Annotated in this window: 11 protein-coding genes and 1 tRNA gene; 3 read left to right on the top strand and 9 right to left on the bottom strand. The window is 34.0% G+C overall.

Annotated elements, in window-relative coordinates; all coding sequences use genetic code 11:
- Positions 1-133: 133 nt before the first annotated feature.
- The 3 genes from F6P99_RS11860 (at position 134) to F6P99_RS11850 (ending at position 3439) form a co-directional block, all read left to right on the top strand.
- Positions 134-1825, top strand: coding sequence for a hypothetical protein (locus tag F6P99_RS11860; RefSeq protein ID WP_152287709.1), 1692 nt, complete (start codon positions 134-136; stop codon positions 1823-1825).
- Positions 1826-1838: 13 nt separating this feature from the next.
- Positions 1839-3179, top strand: a complete 1341-nt coding sequence (locus F6P99_RS11855; protein WP_152287708.1) for a DUF5723 family protein — start codon at positions 1839-1841, stop codon at positions 3177-3179.
- Positions 3180-3365: 186 nt separating this feature from the next.
- Positions 3366-3439: transfer RNA gene (locus tag F6P99_RS11850), tRNA-Thr, on the top strand.
- Positions 3440-3585: 146 nt separating this feature from the next.
- Here the strand turns inward: F6P99_RS11850 and F6P99_RS11845 are convergent.
- From F6P99_RS11845 to F6P99_RS11805, 9 genes are all read right to left on the bottom strand, one after another.
- Positions 3586-5142 (bottom strand): arylsulfatase, encoded by a 1557-nt coding sequence (locus F6P99_RS11845; RefSeq protein ID WP_152287707.1) that lies wholly within the window; start codon positions 5140-5142, stop codon positions 3586-3588.
- 196 nt (positions 5143-5338) lie between these two features.
- Positions 5339-6865, bottom strand: a complete 1527-nt coding sequence (locus F6P99_RS11840; RefSeq protein WP_152287706.1) for an arylsulfatase — start codon at positions 6863-6865, stop codon at positions 5339-5341.
- A gap of 190 nt (positions 6866-7055) precedes the next feature.
- The gene (locus F6P99_RS11835) at positions 7056-9269 is read right to left on the bottom strand and encodes a tetratricopeptide repeat protein (RefSeq protein WP_152287705.1); all 2214 of its coding nucleotides are present in this window, start codon (positions 9267-9269) and stop codon (positions 7056-7058) included.
- Between the two features lie 27 nt (positions 9270-9296).
- Positions 9297-10607, bottom strand: a complete 1311-nt coding sequence (locus tag F6P99_RS11830) for a BatD family protein (RefSeq protein ID WP_152287704.1) — start codon at positions 10605-10607, stop codon at positions 9297-9299.
- Positions 10601-12316: a VWA domain-containing protein gene (locus tag F6P99_RS11825; RefSeq protein ID WP_152287703.1), complete on the bottom strand. Its 1716-nt coding sequence runs from the start codon at positions 12314-12316 to the stop codon at positions 10601-10603. The genes F6P99_RS11830 and F6P99_RS11825 overlap by 7 nt, the downstream gene beginning before the upstream one ends.
- Positions 12309-13313 (bottom strand): VWA domain-containing protein, encoded by a 1005-nt coding sequence (locus F6P99_RS11820; RefSeq protein ID WP_152287702.1) that lies wholly within the window; start codon positions 13311-13313, stop codon positions 12309-12311. Before F6P99_RS11820 ends, F6P99_RS11825 begins: the two co-directional genes overlap by 8 nt.
- Positions 13303-13815, bottom strand: a complete 513-nt coding sequence (locus F6P99_RS11815; RefSeq protein WP_193316071.1) for a DUF4381 domain-containing protein — start codon at positions 13813-13815, stop codon at positions 13303-13305. The genes F6P99_RS11820 and F6P99_RS11815 overlap by 11 nt, the downstream gene beginning before the upstream one ends.
- Positions 13802-14734, bottom strand: a complete 933-nt coding sequence (locus F6P99_RS11810) for a DUF58 domain-containing protein (RefSeq protein ID WP_152287700.1) — start codon at positions 14732-14734, stop codon at positions 13802-13804. The genes F6P99_RS11815 and F6P99_RS11810 overlap by 14 nt, the downstream gene beginning before the upstream one ends.
- 3 nt (positions 14735-14737) lie before the next feature.
- Positions 14738-15703 carry an AAA family ATPase gene (locus tag F6P99_RS11805; protein WP_152287699.1) on the bottom strand — a complete coding sequence of 322 codons (966 nt, stop codon included), beginning with the start codon at positions 15701-15703 and terminating at the stop codon, positions 14738-14740.
- Positions 15704-15941: the final 238 nt, after the last annotated feature.

Genomic DNA, 15941 nt, shown 5'->3' with positions numbered 1-15941 from the left:
TAAAATCATTAATGATTGCAAATATACCGCTTACACCAAAAAGAGCACTACAAATACGTTTGTTAAATTATGTTAATATTTTATTCCTATATTTGTACACAGACCATTAATACTCACTTTATAAATAAATTTTATGAAAAAAACTGCTTATTTAACTATGTTGCTGTTCGCTATAGCAACGACATTCACATCGTGTGATGTCTCTTATTTTGATAGCGATATTGAAGATTTTGTATGGGATGGGGGACTAAAAGCACCTGTTGGGCATGCGACCTATACTTTATCTGAATTATTTGACGAATTAGAGGTTTCTTCTTTGGATGAAGATGCTAATGGAAATTTATCTTTTTCTTATACTGAAAGTATTTCAGGAGGAAACGAAACTGCTTTTGATGTTGAAATTAATGATGTTACTATTAATTCTTCAGTTGCAACTCCTGTAACGGCTTCAGACATTTCACCTGCTACATTTCCTATAACGCTTCCTGATCCAGTTCCTGGACCATTAGCCGGAGGGAAAGCTCAAAACAACCAAGTTGTTTATGACTTAGCATTGAGCCAAGATTTAACCGGTGCAGAACTAAGTTCAGGTACCATGACAATCTCATTTAACTCAACATTTGATGCTGCCATTTCTTTGACGATGGATATTCCTACTTTCAAGAAAAAAACAGACGATTCTCCATATTCTGGAACTGTAAACTTTACAGGTGCAGGAACACAACAATTGGTGGTTCTATTGAATGATTACAACGCAGATTTCACCAATGACGGATCAGGTTTTGACAACACTGTAAATAGCGTTGTTTTAAATATGTCTGCAACATTTACTTTCGCTCCTGGAAATGTTCTTACTGCTTCAGATCAAATTTCTTATAGTGCTGTATTAACAGGTGCGGGAACGGATGTTGTCTATGGTGACTTTAAACAAGAAGCTTTCTCTGTTGACAACAACACTATAGATTTAGACTTTTTCGAAGACTTCGGTGATGGTGGTATTGCTTTTGAGAATGCTTCAATGACAATCTCAGCAAGTAATGGATTTGGATTCCCTATTGGAATCGATGTTAGTGGAATTTCTGGTGACACAGGTGCTGGAACTCCTGCTACAGCCTTAACTTACACAAGTACTGATGCAGATGAATTAGCAGCAGGAAGCGATTATATGATTTTCGATGGTATTTCTACTTACACTGCAGGAGCTGCATCTGTTGTAACAACTACTACTTTAGACAATACAAACTCGAACATTAACGCATTATTATCTTCGAAACCTACAAGATTCAATTTGAATGTTGCAGGTATGGCTAATCCTGTTTCTGGAGGTACAAATGAAAATTTCTATTCTGCAACAAATAATGGATTATCTGTTGATGTCACTGTTGATGTTCCTTTAGATGTAAAGTTCACAGATGTAAAAATCTCTCAAGATGATATTGAACTAGATTTGGGTGATGATATTGATGACTTAAATAACATACTACTTAAAGTTGCAACCATCAACGAAATACCTTTATCTGGTACTATCAATTTGATTTTCAAGGAAAATGGAAATTTATTAGGACTTACAAAGTCAATTCCAGTATTTGAAGCTGCACCAACAGACAACACAGGTAAATCAAATGGATCTACAACTAGTTCAGCAGAACTTCAATTTAATGATGCTGAAATGGAATTATTAAAACAGGCAACTGATGTTGGTTTAGATATTACTTTCAATTCTGGAACAAACGCTGTTAAATTAAACGGTAACGATAAAATTAAGTTGATTTTATCTGCAGATATCGCACTTGAAATCGCACCTGATGAAGAAGAAAACAACTAAAAACAACATAGAGATGAAAAAACATATATACATATACATAGCATTTTTAGTTGTTGGAATTAGCAACATCAATGCGCAAGATTATTTTTCTTTTTACAACTTAGGAGATTATGTAGTACAAACCCAAAATGTATCTCCAGTTTATATTCCTAAAAACTCATTTACATTTGCCGTACCAGTTGCCAACTTAGGTTTTAATTTTAACTCTGGATTTAAAGTAAATGAATTGTTGGTGAAAAATGAGAACACCAATAAGTTAGAATATAACTTAGCAAACCTTTATAACGAAGCTGGTGATTTTAATGACATGAACGTTGATGTTACTATCAACCTTTTTTACATGGCTTTCAAAAGAAAGAGAGGATCGTTAACCATATTTGCTAATACGCGTGCAACAAACAACTGGAGGTACACAAAAGACTTCTTAGGTATTGCGGCTAACGGTATTACAAGTGATTTCTTGTTACAAGAGCAAAATGAATATACAGGGTATAACGAAATTGGTATTGGATTTACGCAAACATTTTTTGACGATAGACTTGCCCTTGCAGTTAGAGCAAAATACTTGAATGGTTTTGTTCATAGTTCTACTGAAGATGGAGCAATGGCTGCTTTAGAAATTGATGAATCTGGAAATTTCATTCTTTCTGCTCAAAATGCAACAGTCAATAGTGCAGGTTCATTTTTTAATGGAGATAGTGAAGAAGAATTTAAAGTGTTTACAGAGAATACAGGTTTTGGATTTGACTTTGGAGCAACTTTCAAAGCAACAAAAAAATTGACTTTTGAAATCGCTGTAAATGACATAGGTTCGATTACTTGGAAAGAAGATGTAAAAAACTTTAATATAGAAGACACAGATAGAGAAGTATATTCTGGTGTTGATTTAAGAAGTAGAGCAGGTCTTGAAGACAATGCCTTGGATAGAATTGAAGCTATATTTCAAACGAATGAAACTGAGGAAGAATTCGAAACTAAGTTAAATATGAAAACATATTTATCTGCCCGTTATGCTTTAACTGAAAAGAATACATTTACGTTAGCAGCTTTTAACACACATGCTTTTGACGAGTTTAAGCCAAGTTACTCTTTAGGATACAATAGAACTCTAAAGAAAACTACTTTCGGTGTCTTAGCAAGTATGGGAGGAATTGATAATGACTTTTTATTCGGTGCCAACTTTGCTATGAAACTAGGTCCTTTACAATTGTATGCTGCAACTGATAGTTTAAAAGCACTTTTCGCTAAACCAGAAGAAGCATATGGTGCAAACGTTCGTGTTGGTTTAAACTTTGTTTTCGGATACAACAAACACATCAAAGCTAAAGAGGCTGCAGAGGCAGAAGCTCAATAGTAATAATTGCATATTCTAAGTAAAAAAGCTACTCGTATACGAGTAGCTTTTTTATTTCCATAGTGTTTTATTGATTTCCAACGAGTTAAAAAAAAGTTTCATTTTTATACTTTTTTTTCTTGTACAATAGATACATCCATATTATATTTGCAGCGCTTTAAAGGTAAAGTAATTTACTTTAAACAAGCCGATATAGCTCAGCTGGCTAGAGCAGCTGATTTGTAATCAGCAGGTCGTGGGTTCGAGTCCCTCTATCGGCTCAAAAAACACTCCAATTGGAGTGTTTTTTTTTGCTTTTCACTTAGTAGCAAAAATCACTGCTCGTCGAGTAGTATGCAGCAAAATATAAAACACAAAAAAAGGTCAATCTAATCAGACTGACCTTTTCTTTATATAAATTTGTTTGTTAATTCGACGTCGGTGTAGATAGCTTATCTAATACTTTATCCAAACTAAAACTTGCAGCCTTCATTCTTGGTGGATACTCTTTAAAAGTACCTAAAAATTCTCCTACTACATCCTGTGCTGGAACTAATAAAAACACATGATCTAATAACCAGTCATAATAAGTATTCGAAGTAATTGTTGCTTCTTCATACGGATCACGTCTTAGATTATAAATCATTGGAACTCTTAACGGAGTAAATGGATTTGCCCAAACTCCTAAAGTTCCGGCCATTCGTTGCTCCATAAAAATAAACTTCCAATCATCATAACGCATTGCGGTTAAGTCTCCATCATCAGAAAAGTAAAACAACTCATGACGCGGGTTTTCTTTCGATTTTCCTGTTAAAAGTGGCAACATATTATAACCATCTAAGTGAACCTTATAAGTTTTATCTCCTATTTTATGACCTTTTAACAATTTTTTCTTTATGTTTTTATCTCCTGCAGCAGCAACAAACGTAGGAAGCCAATCCATACCAGAAAATATATCATTAGAAATAGAACCTGCTTCTATTTTTTTAGGCCAACGAATCATCGCTGGTACTCTCCAACCACCTTCCCAGTTGGTGTTTTTTTCTCCTCTAAACGGACTTGCAGCAGCATCTGGCCAAGAGTTTTTATGTGGTCCATTATCTGTACCGTAAGTTACTATCGTATTATCTGCAACTCCCAAATCATCTAATAGTTTCAATAATTCTCCTACATGCATATCATGTTCTACCATTCCATCACCATATTCATTTTGTCCAGAAATTCCTCTATGCTCATCTTTTACATGTGTTCTAAAATGCATTCTAGTACCATTCCACCATACAAAAAATGGCTTTCCAGACTTCACTGTTTTCGTAATAAAAGCTTTTGCGGCAGCGATAGTTTCATCATCGATAGTTTCCATTCTCTTTTTAGTTAATGGTCCTGTATCTTTAATTTTCCCGTCAGAAGAACTACTAATTACCCCCCTTGGACCATACTTTTTTCTAAAGTTTGGATATTTTTTAGGATCTGGATAATCTGGCAACTCTGGTTCTTCCTCTGCATTTAAGTGATATAGATTTCCTAAAAACTCATCAAATCCATGGTTCGTAGGTAGATGCTCGTCTCTATCCCCTAAATGATTTTTACCGAATTGTCCCGTGGCATATCCCATTGGCTTTAACAATTCAGCAATTGTAGGATCTTCAGAAGAAATCCCTTCTTTGGCACCAGGTAACCCAACTTTACTCAAACCTGTTCTAAAAACACTTTGACCCATTATAAATGAAGACCTACCTGCTGTACAACTTTGTTCTGCGTAATAATCTGTGAAAATCAATCCTTCATTTGCAATTCTATCAATATTTGGAGTTGTATACCCCATCATTCCTTTCGTATAAGCGCTAATGTTAGATTGACCTATATCATCTCCCCATATTACCAATATATTGGGCTTTTTTTGTGCATTTGCACTCATTCCAATTGCAATCAAAGCAACTGTTGAAACAATGGATTTGAAGAAATCCCTTTTTTTCATTTTCATAATAACATATTTAATTAATAATTGATTTTTCAAATAATTCAATGTCGTAACATAAAAAAACTGACCAAACTAAATTACAAACAAATGCATGGTCACACCTTAACAAATGTTTACCTCTAAGATAAGAATTATGCTTGCATAAAAAAAGCTTGTACTAGATACCTAGTACAAGCTTTTCAATAATAAAAACAACAGCTTAGTTTCTTGGGGGCGTATTCAACGACTGAACAACTTTGTCGATCCCCAAAGAACCACCCTGAACCGGTGGGTATTTTTTAAAGGTCTGTAAAAACTTACCTATGTAGGCTTGTGCAGGAACAAACAACCACATATTATCTGCCATCCAACGGATGTATAAAGCAGAATCTGTAGATACCTCATACGGATCTGCTCTTAAATTTACAACTAACGGCCAAGAAGGTGTTTTTCTATATGCTGTGTTGATCGCTCCTTCCATAGTAGAAAAGTGCAGTTTCCAATTCCCATACCTTAAAGCGTTTAAATTTCCTCCAGCATCAAAATAAAAAATCTCTTTTCTAGGATTCTCCTCAACATCACCCTTCAAGTAAGGCATCATATTATATCCATCCAAATGGACATTGAATTTCTTATCGTTCGCCTTGTAACCTTTCAATAATTTTTCTTTTACATCTGAAACACCCGCTGCAGCCAATATCGTAGGCATCATATCTTCATGAGAAAAAATACTATTTTCAACAGTACCAGGTTTGATTACACCCGGCCAACGAATCGCACATGGAACTCTGAAACCACCTTCCCAAGTAGTTCCTTTTTCACCTTTAAATGGAGTCGTTCCTCCATCAGGCCATGTAAACTTCTCTGCTCCATTATCAGTAGAATACATTATTAAGGTATTGTCAATGATTCCTAATTCTTCTAATTTATCTAAAACAACTCCAACAGTTTTATCATGCTCAACCATACCATCAGGGTACAAACCAATTCCTGTAACACCGATACTCTCTTCTTTCATATGTGTCCAAACATGCATTCTAGTTGCACTTAACCACACAAAGAAAGGTTGCTTATTGGCATGTGCTTTTTCTATAAACTTAATAGCAGCCGCTGTAAACTCATCATCTGCAGTTTCCATTCGTTTTCTAGTTAACGGTCCTGTATCTTTAATTTTACCATCTGATGTTGCATGAATTACACCTCTTGGACCAAACTTCTTATGAAATTCAGGATCTTTTGGGTAATAATATGTTTCTGGTTCTTCTTCTGCATTTAAATGATATAAATTTCCATAAAACTCATCAAAACCATGATTTGTAGGCAAATGCTCATCTCGATCACCTAAATGATTCTTACCAAACTGACCTGAAGTATAACCTTGATTCTTCAGCAACTCTGCGATCGTCGGTTGATTGTCTTTTATACCTTGAGTAGATCCGGGCATTCCAATAGTAAGCAGTCCTGTTCTAAATGGGTGTTGCCCTAAAATAAATGCAGCACGTCCTGCAGTACAAGACTGTTGTGCGTACCAATCAGTAAACATAGCTCCTTCATTTGCAATTCGGTCTATATTAGGAGTTTTATACCCCATCATTCCATGGTTGTATGCGCTAATATTTCCCCAACCGACATCATCTCCCCAGATCACCAAAATATTTGGCTTTTTTTGTGCTTGTGCACTCATTCCTATTGCCACAACAACAAAAGAAATCACACATTTTAAGAAATTCATTTTTTTCATTTTCATAATAACATATTTAATTAATATTTAAATTTTTAATAAGGTAATTGAATTGACAGCTCTTACTTGACTCAAAAAACAACTTGTAATTTCGTGTTTTTTCTGAATATTAAAGTGTTACCTCTAATATAGCAATAATGTTGTTAATAAAACTACTATGTTTTCTTGCTACTAGTATGTAACTATATACTATCGATTACTCAGTAAACTTCAACTGTTCCAATATTTGTCGATAGGTTTCATTTTGAGAAGAAATCTCGAGTAATTTAGAACAAGTTACAAAGGCATTTTTGGTGTCATTAGCATTTAATTCAGCTATCAATTTCGCATACAACAACTTTTCATTAGTAGGGAACGTCACTACTGCATTAATTAATACAGAAATTGCTTGCTGCTCTTTTTTATTAGCTTGTAACATTAATGCATAATTATAGTGTGCATTTACATTAAAAGGATCTTTAATTATAGCTGTAGCCATATATTTCAATGCTAATTTTGGATTTTGTATTTCATTATAAAGCAATCCCAACATATAATATGAATAGCCAAAATCAGGCTCCAATTCAATTACCTTTTCATACAACTCGATACTTTTAGAAACTTCATTTTTTTGATAATACAATAATGCTAAATTCATTCTTGCCGTATTGTAGTATGAATCTATTTGTATCGCTTTTTCATAAGCCTTTATAGCCAATTCTATTTCTCCTTTCGTTTGTAAATATTCAGCTATTTGTAATTGTCCACTTGCAAAATCAGAATTAAGGTCTAAAAATTTTAAATACTCTTTTTCAGCCTTTTTAAAGCTTGAATTTGAGTTCAAATTAATCTTTAAGGAAATGATATAGGTAACAGCAGCCATTCTTACGGATCTTACTGAATCATCTAATAAAGGTATTATTTGCTCGACATAAGATGCATCTCTAATCTTCTGAATAGACATTATAGCTTCACGTCTTACTAAAGGTGAAGCATCTTTCAAATGCCTTGCAATCAAACCAACCTCTTTCTTCGTAGCTCCTTGATTTATCAAATGAAACATTGACGTGGCTCTTGCAATATTTGGATAACTCAAAGTATTCATCAACGTTAGTAACATGGTTTTATCACCGTTCGAACCTTTCAATAAATAATCGGAAAAATGATCTTCTCTTTCTGTTCCATAATTTTTTACAATTGCCTTCGCTGCCCAATCATTACTTTTATCTTTATGACAAGAAACACAAGCATTTGGTGTTCCATAAATTTGTGATTGATCAGGTCTTGGAATTCTAAAACTATGGTCACGCCTGTAATCATTCCCCATATATATTTTGCCATCCATATGACAATTTATACATAAGGATTGCTCTGTTCCTCTTTCATGAAAATGATGTTCTTCAGAGTCATAATGCGACCTATGACAGTCTAAACAAAGTGCATTTCCAGATTTTTTCAATTTGAGAGAATGCACGTTATGACAGTCTTTACAGGAAACACCATTATGATACATTTTACTTTGCACAAAAGATGCATATACATAATCTTCATCTTTTATCTGCCCATCTAACTCGTATGTTGGTGCTTCTAGAATTCTCGGTATATAATGATCCATAAACTCCCCTTGATAATCAAAATAATCTGTAATTTGGGTACGTCTAGAATGACATCGTGCACATTTATCTACCAATTCTTTCGATCCTGTATGACTGTCCATATATAGTTTAGGTGGACTTACATCTGTTATCGGGTTTTTATAATATGCTACGTGTCCTGATGCCGGCCCATGACAAGCTTCACAACTCACATTTATTTCACTAAAAGTTGTGTTATACTGACCTGTCTGAGATGTTAGATTTTTTTTAAGGTTTGTCGAATGACAATCGGCACACATTGTATTCCAATTAGATGCTCCACCTGTCCAATTCAGCCATTCATCATGTGCCAAATTCACATCTTTTTGCAGATGAAACCATTTGTTTTCGACACTATCCCAAGCCGTTAATAAACACTGAAATGCACCATTTGGAAAAGCAACAATGTATTGCTGTAATGGAGTTACACCAAAGGTATAGACTATTTTGTACTCCTCTGGATCTCCATTTTTATTCGCGGTGGTTACAAAAAATTCATCTCCCTTTTTATAAAAAGAAGTTTTCACATCCTTATGAATAAAGACACTATTGTTGAAATTTCCTAACACTGTCGTTGAGTCTGCAATTTTCATTGCCAAATCATGATGAGAGCCCTCCCAACTTTTCACTTCTGTGTCATGACATTCTTTACAGGTTTCAGCACCAACAAATTTAGATGTAGTGTAATCATATGAAACCTTCGCATAAGAATCTTTATTTTCTTTTTTACAGCTAACAAAGGTCGCAACTGTTAAGAGCAGTAATATTTTAACATTTTTTCGAAAAAAACTATTCATGAGCAATTGATGAGTATAGTTACAAATCTAAGGATTTACCCAATTAGAGTCGGTATTAGTAATAGGTTTATTTGAAGTGATAAAATTCTTTCTTGATTTCTTCCATTCTTTCTTACACGCAATTGTTTGAATAAAATTATTTCCATTTTTCAATTCAACATTGTAAACTTCTTTTATTTTTAATGTACCATACATCTTAATAAAATAATTAATACTAGCTTCAGGTAAGTGTAATTGATCTAACCATTTATAAAGTTTAGTTTGTTGTTTTGTATTTTCAGATTCTTTTAGAAAGCTTTCAAAATAATATGCTTCAGACATTCGGTATATTACCCTTTTCTTTTTTGCGTATCTGTAAACCTTCCTAGTAATTTTAAAAACGAAAAACATTGTAAAAAGAGCACTGAAAACAATTACCATAAACTCTTTTAAAGAAAATCCCATAATAGAAAACTCTTCATTTTCTTGAGTTTCATTTTCAACAGTGGCCTCTAACTTTTCACGAACACTTTCTAACATCCCTAAATCAGGGTTCGAAGCAACCTCAATCGTTTTTTCCTTTAAAATTCGTTTGTACAGTCTACTGTACCTTGGATTCCACCAATACACAATTATTTCGGGAATTGTATAAGTTCCTTCTTTTTCAAACAGGTATCTAGTTCCATCTGTTCTTTGTGCACTAATTGAAGTCTTTGATTTGTTGTTTTTTAAATAAGACCTTTTAGGGTACAAACTAACATTTTGAACCGTATCGAATGTAATTTTGGGGATAAATTCTGAAATAGTACCACCTACTTTCATGGTAATATTCCTTTCAAGAACATCACCTACTTTAACTTTACTTACACCACCACTCCACGAATCATAAACTCGAACAGATGAAGAAACGAGCCAAGCTTCTTTATCGACACCAGGAGGTATCGGTTTTACAATAATTTCTCTAGCTCTAGTTTTCACCTTTCTTCTAACTCCAACATAATTGCCTTCATCGGGAGTTTCAACAACAAACTCTAGAGATGGAAACTCAACATTTTCTTCGTTGTATGGAAACACATTAAAAAAAAGTGTAACACCAGAATACAACTTATTTTCGAATTTTTTAGAGGTACTTAGCGATCTAAAATACACTGTATATGCACCGTTTATTTTTATATTTCCTGGATCTACACCTTCGGTAAACCATGTAGAAGAATACACCGAAACACTGACTTCCATCGGCTCACCTACATAAACAGCGCGTTTATTGAAGCTAACTTCTGTTCTAAGATGTCTTTGTGCATGCACCAAAATTGAGCAACATAAAAACAGATATATCAAATATTTCTTTTTTATTACCATCTATCCATTTTACCATTTGGCGTTATTCCTTGAACCTTTACTTGATGTCTAAATTTTCTTTTTAAAAATAGAGAAGGATCATCATCTACTTTTTGCATCAATATTTTTGGACTTTCTTGCGGTTTCCCTAATTCAAAATCGTCAGGCAACTCATCTAACTCTTTGCCTTTTCTAATATCTGTATTGGTAGTTTCTTCCAAACGTTTTTTCTGCATATCTTTTTCGGTAGCCTCTTGTCCTCCTCCACTCAAATCTTCTGGACTCTTGTTTTGTTCGTTTTGAACCCTTTCCTCATTGCCTGAATCTACTTCTGCTTCAGGAGAAGTTTCACTCGTTCCTGCAGATAAATACTGTGATATTTGTAAATTTTTCTTTGCTTGTTTAAATGTAGAATCTATTTCAATCGTCTTACCAAAAGCCAAAGCCGCCGCCGCATAATCACCATTTTTATAATACGACAAACCTAAATTATACATTCCTTCTGCTGATGAGTCTTTCGAAAATGCTCGAATGGCTTCGTCATAATTTCCAGCTTTATAATAAGCAACACCTTTTCGCAACGGATTTTCAAACAATTTTGCTGCTGCATCAAAGTTTGAATTGTCAAATGCCAACTGTCCTTGATAATCCTTCGTAAACCATAGATCTTTGTAATCATCTACGTTAGAACAAGACGTAAATATGATTAATAGAAAATAAATAGCCATTCCTTTTCTAAAATATATCAAAATAATCAGAGTAAATGGAATGATAAAAAACAATCCTTGGTCTTCCCAATCGTCTTCTTTTTCTTCAGCTTTATCTGTAAATTTTAAATGATCTTTTATTTTTTTCGCAACCAATGCCACATCGCTATTATCTAAAGTTAGGTAGTTTACACGAATACCTGCTAAGGAGTTCATTTTTTGTAATACATCTTCATTCAGTTTAGAATGAACATTTTCACCTTTACTATCTTTCATTAATCGATTAGACTTACCAATAGGTATCGTAGAACCAGTCAATGTATTCACGGGAAAAATCTCGAATTTCGAATTTGTCTTTTGAAGTATTTCGTTAAAATATGCAAAACTTTCATCTGTAAAGTCATCTGAAAAAACAACTATTGTGGCGGGTGCTTCTGTAACATTTGTCAATTCAATCGCTTTTTCAATTCCAGCATTTAAATCGCTCCCATAAAAAGGCATTACACTCGGGCTTAGTTGATTTATATGAGAGTCAATCAATGAATAATCGTTGGTCAATGGAAGTATTACATGTGCCGTCCCAGAAAACCCAACCAAGGCTACACGGGCACCTGGATTTTCCTTCAACAAATCCATTATTTTAAACTTTGCTCTCTCCAACCTACTTGGTTGAATGTCTGCTGCCATCATACTTTGAGACAGGTCCAGAACGATAACCATCGGAGTCTCCAAAGTTTTACCAGGAATTTCAATTTTAGACCATGTTGGTCCTGATAACCCAATCATACCTATGGCAACTATCAGATATAAAACTAATTTCCAAAGTACTACCTTCGATTGATTTCCTTTTTGAATCATAAAAGGCCTAAGGTGAAGAGGTATTTCTTTTTTCCATTTCACTTCTTCTTTTCTAGAAACAATTAGCAAAAGAAGAAGGATTCCCAATGGAATCAACAACCATAGAAAATGAGGTCTTAGAAAATGAAAGTCCTCAAACAACTCCGTATTTAAAGAATCAATCATTTTCATCTGATTTTAATTGTTTTTTATAAAACGAAATAATTTCAGCAAACAAAGCATAGCACAAAAATAATACTATTGCCAAACCAAGAGGGTACGGGTACAATAGTGTTCTTGGTCGATACGACTCTTCTTCATATTCAATCGGCTCAAGTTTGTCTAACTCCTCATAAATCGAATTCAATCGATCTGTATTAATAGCCCTAAAATATTGTCCTCCGGTAATTTCTGCTATTTCTTCTAATGTCTTTTCATCTAAATCTGAGTTTCCACTATTTGGATCACCTATACCGATAGTATAAATCAGTATTGAATCTCTTTTTGCAATATCAGCGGCATCCAAAGGAAGAACTCCAATTCCAGCATCTACGCCATCTGTTAATAAAAGCATGACTTTGGTTTTAATGGTGTCTTTATCAAACAAATCAATTCCTTTCATAATTGCTTTACCAATCGATGTCGTTTGTCCCGCTAAACCAACTGCAGCTTCATCTAACATCGTTTTAACCGTAATTAAATCCGGTGTAAAAGGTGCTTGTACATAGGCATTTGAACCAAAAAGCACCAAACCCATTCGATCACCTTCTCTTTTTTCTATAAACTCATTCATTACAGATGTTACAGCTTCCCATCGTGTAACTGGTTTATTTTCAATCTTCCAATCTTTCTGTGCCATACTAAAAGACAAATCTGCTACAATTAAAAAATTTCTAGAGTTTTTTGGCTTTAACTCTGCTTTACCAACAAGTTGCGGTGAAGACAAACTCAATAACAACAATACCCAAACGAAACTAAGCATGATAATTTCAAAGAAGTGCTTTTTAGGTATTAGTGAATTTCTTGATGGTTTCTGTTTTGTATATTCACTAGACTTCACCATGTTTGGTATCAACAAAGAGGCACTCTTTATTTTTAAAGCCGGTACGATAAAATACAACAGCAATGGTAATGGCGTCAATATCAAAACCCATTTATGTATAATTTCAAAATTATCTGGCATGGTATTTTATCCATTTTTTTGTTGTTAGCAAAACAGTTTCTAAATCGAAATCTGATATCTCATTTAATTCAAAAGTTGCATTTTTAAAAATCGTATGATGTTGTATAAACGAAGTTTTAGAACATTTTGATTCTAAGAATGCCATCCAATCTTCTCCAAATAATCTAGCGACTTCTTTACGACCATATACTTGAATTGCAACTCTCTTAAGCAATGTATTTACTATTACAAGTTTTTGAGAATTCGATGCATTTTGTTCACCGATTATACTTCTGAGTTTTTTCACCGCTATACGTCGATATTTATTTTTAACATATCGCACTAAGTTGAATGTTGTCAAAAGCACAATTGATATAAGAACACTACAAAAAAAGACTTTCCATCCAAAAGTATCAAATGAAAACGTCACTGGTTCAGGTTCGATTAGTGGTCCTAAATCAGCATCTATTTTTTGCGACGTTGCCAATTGAAAAAATGTTATTATCAATTTATGCTGTTCCATTGAAAATAGTTTGAATTTGATCACTAACATCATCAACCGTATTTATTTGAAACAAAGGTATTTTATGTCGCGACATTTCTTTTTCGAAAGCCCTATAGTCCTTATCAAAACCTTTTTGAAAATCTTTCACCAATCTTTGATCTTCTCCATTTATAGACAGCTGTTCCTTTCCATTACCACCAACATATTTTACAGGAATAATATTCCTTTCTAAAGGATCGACTACCTTCGCGAGAATCACATCATTGTGAGCAGCCATATAGGTAATTTCTTTAACAACACTTTCTGAATACCTATGAAAATCACCAATGATAAATATTAAGAAGTCATGTGTAATAATGTTCCTGATTTTTTGAAATACTTCATTCAACCCAACTTCAAAATTACTCGATGATGAATCTCTTAACTCTCGGTTCCTTTTCACCAATTTTTCGAAAAAAAACAATATATTTTTTTTGTTCCTTTTAGGTAAAACTGCATCAACACCATTATCTCCGAATACGATACCACCGACTCTATCTCCCTCCTTAGCAACTTTAAAAGCAGCCATAGCAGCCAGCTCAGCGGCAACAACGGATTTTGTTTTCACTTTACTACCAAAAAACATTGATTTGGTTTGATCGACAATAATGAGTGCAGGTTTTTCTTTTTCTTCGGTAAACACTCTCAAGTGCGTTTTTTGAGTTCTAGCAGTTACCTTCCAATCTATATTTCTAACATCATCTCCCGGTACATAATTCCTAACTTCTTCAAAGTCCAAACCACGTCCTCTCAACTTTGAAGCGTTCTTACCTCCCAAAATACTTTTCACACGTTGTTTATTTGCTAAAAAACTAAAACCACGAGCCACGCGTTCCATCTTAAGTAAACTCTCAAGTGAAACAAAAACATTTTCTGGAAATTCAGACGATTCTTTCATAGATTATGCAACTACAGCAACTTGATTCAGCACTTCATTTATAACATCATCAACAGACACACCTTGCGAATTTGCCTCATAACTTAAACTAACTCTATGGCGCAAACAGTCATGAACAACAGCTCTAATATTGTCTGGAGAAACATAAGAGTTTCCAGACATCCATGCATGGGTTCTAGCAGCACGATCTATAGAAATAGTCCCCCTAGGACTTGCTCCATAATCAATATATTTCGCCAATTCTTCACTATATTTAGAAGGGTAACGTGTAGCAGAAATAATATCTACTATATAACGTTCCATCCCCTCAGAAATAGAAATATTCGAAATTTCTTCACGCGCTTCAAATACCACAGAAGTTTCAAGTTTTGTCACTATATCATTTTTTGCAGCAGATTGCTCACTTCTGTTCAAACGCATAATTTCTAATTCAGAATTATCATCTGGGTATTCTATCGTTACATGCATTAAAAAACGATCCATCTGAGCTTCTGGTAAGGGATAAGTTCCTTCTTGCTCAACAGGATTCTGTGTAGCCATAACCATAAATAAAGGTTCCATTTTATAAGTTGTACCGGCAACAGACACTTGACGCTCCTCCATTGCTTCTAACAAAGCAGATTGAACTTTGGCAGGTGCTCGATTAATCTCATCAGCCAGAATTAAACTATTGAATATCGGACCTTTCTGAAAAATAAATTTCTCTTGAGATTCAGGTTGGTATATTTCAGTACCCGTAATATCAGAAGGCAACAAATCAGGAGTAAATTGAATTCTGCTCAACCCACAATTCAATTCGTTTGCCAAACTTTTTATCGTTCTTGTTTTAGCTAAACCTGGCAAACTTTCCAACAAAATATTTCCATCTGCCAGCAATACCAATAACAATCTATCTATTAACAATTCTTGTCCGATAACAGACTTCGACATTTGAACTTTTAAACTATTTATTTTATCTAATACAGTCATGCAACAAAATTTGAATGTTCAATACTAGCAGGAAAGAAACCCCACTTATTTTATAGTAAATATAAACAAAACAATAGTAAGATAATTGGATATAAACAAACTGAAGCAAACACTTTACTCAACAAATTGAACAAGTCATAAATCGACCTAAAAAAAGCAAAAAAAAAAAGCCTCAATCATAAATCTGATTGAGGCTTTAAAAAAAAGGCGGTGACATACTCTCCCACCATTGGCAGTA

It is taken from the genome of Flavicella marina, assembly GCF_009193215.1.
GTDB classification, from domain to species: domain Bacteria; phylum Bacteroidota; class Bacteroidia; order Flavobacteriales; family Flavobacteriaceae; genus Flavicella; species Flavicella marina.
This window is presented reverse-complemented; position numbering and strand designations above follow the sequence as displayed.

What these genes read in the sequence shown, in the direction of transcription:
- F6P99_RS11860 (WP_152287709.1), top strand. Translation starts at nt 134, where the DNA reads ATGAAAAAAACTGCTTATTTAACTATGTTGCTGTTCGCTATAGCAACG.
- F6P99_RS11855 (WP_152287708.1), top strand. Translation starts at nt 1,839, where the DNA reads ATGAAAAAACATATATACATATACATAGCATTTTTAGTTGTTGGAATT.
- F6P99_RS11845 (WP_152287707.1), bottom strand. Translation starts at nt 5,142, where the DNA reads ATGAAAATGAAAAAAAGGGATTTCTTCAAATCCATTGTTTCAACAGTT.
- F6P99_RS11840 (WP_152287706.1), bottom strand. Translation starts at nt 6,865, where the DNA reads ATGAAAATGAAAAAAATGAATTTCTTAAAATGTGTGATTTCTTTTGTT.
- F6P99_RS11835 (WP_152287705.1), bottom strand. Translation starts at nt 9,269, where the DNA reads ATGAATAGTTTTTTTCGAAAAAATGTTAAAATATTACTGCTCTTAACA.
- F6P99_RS11830 (WP_152287704.1), bottom strand. Translation starts at nt 10,607, where the DNA reads ATGGTAATAAAAAAGAAATATTTGATATATCTGTTTTTATGTTGCTCA.
- F6P99_RS11825 (WP_152287703.1), bottom strand. Translation starts at nt 12,316, where the DNA reads ATGATTGATTCTTTAAATACGGAGTTGTTTGAGGACTTTCATTTTCTA.
- F6P99_RS11820 (WP_152287702.1), bottom strand. Translation starts at nt 13,313, where the DNA reads ATGCCAGATAATTTTGAAATTATACATAAATGGGTTTTGATATTGACG.
- F6P99_RS11815 (WP_193316071.1), bottom strand. Translation starts at nt 13,815, where the DNA reads ATGGAACAGCATAAATTGATAATAACATTTTTTCAATTGGCAACGTCG.
- F6P99_RS11810 (WP_152287700.1), bottom strand. Translation starts at nt 14,734, where the DNA reads ATGAAAGAATCGTCTGAATTTCCAGAAAATGTTTTTGTTTCACTTGAG.
- F6P99_RS11805 (WP_152287699.1), bottom strand. Translation starts at nt 15,703, where the DNA reads ATGACTGTATTAGATAAAATAAATAGTTTAAAAGTTCAAATGTCGAAG.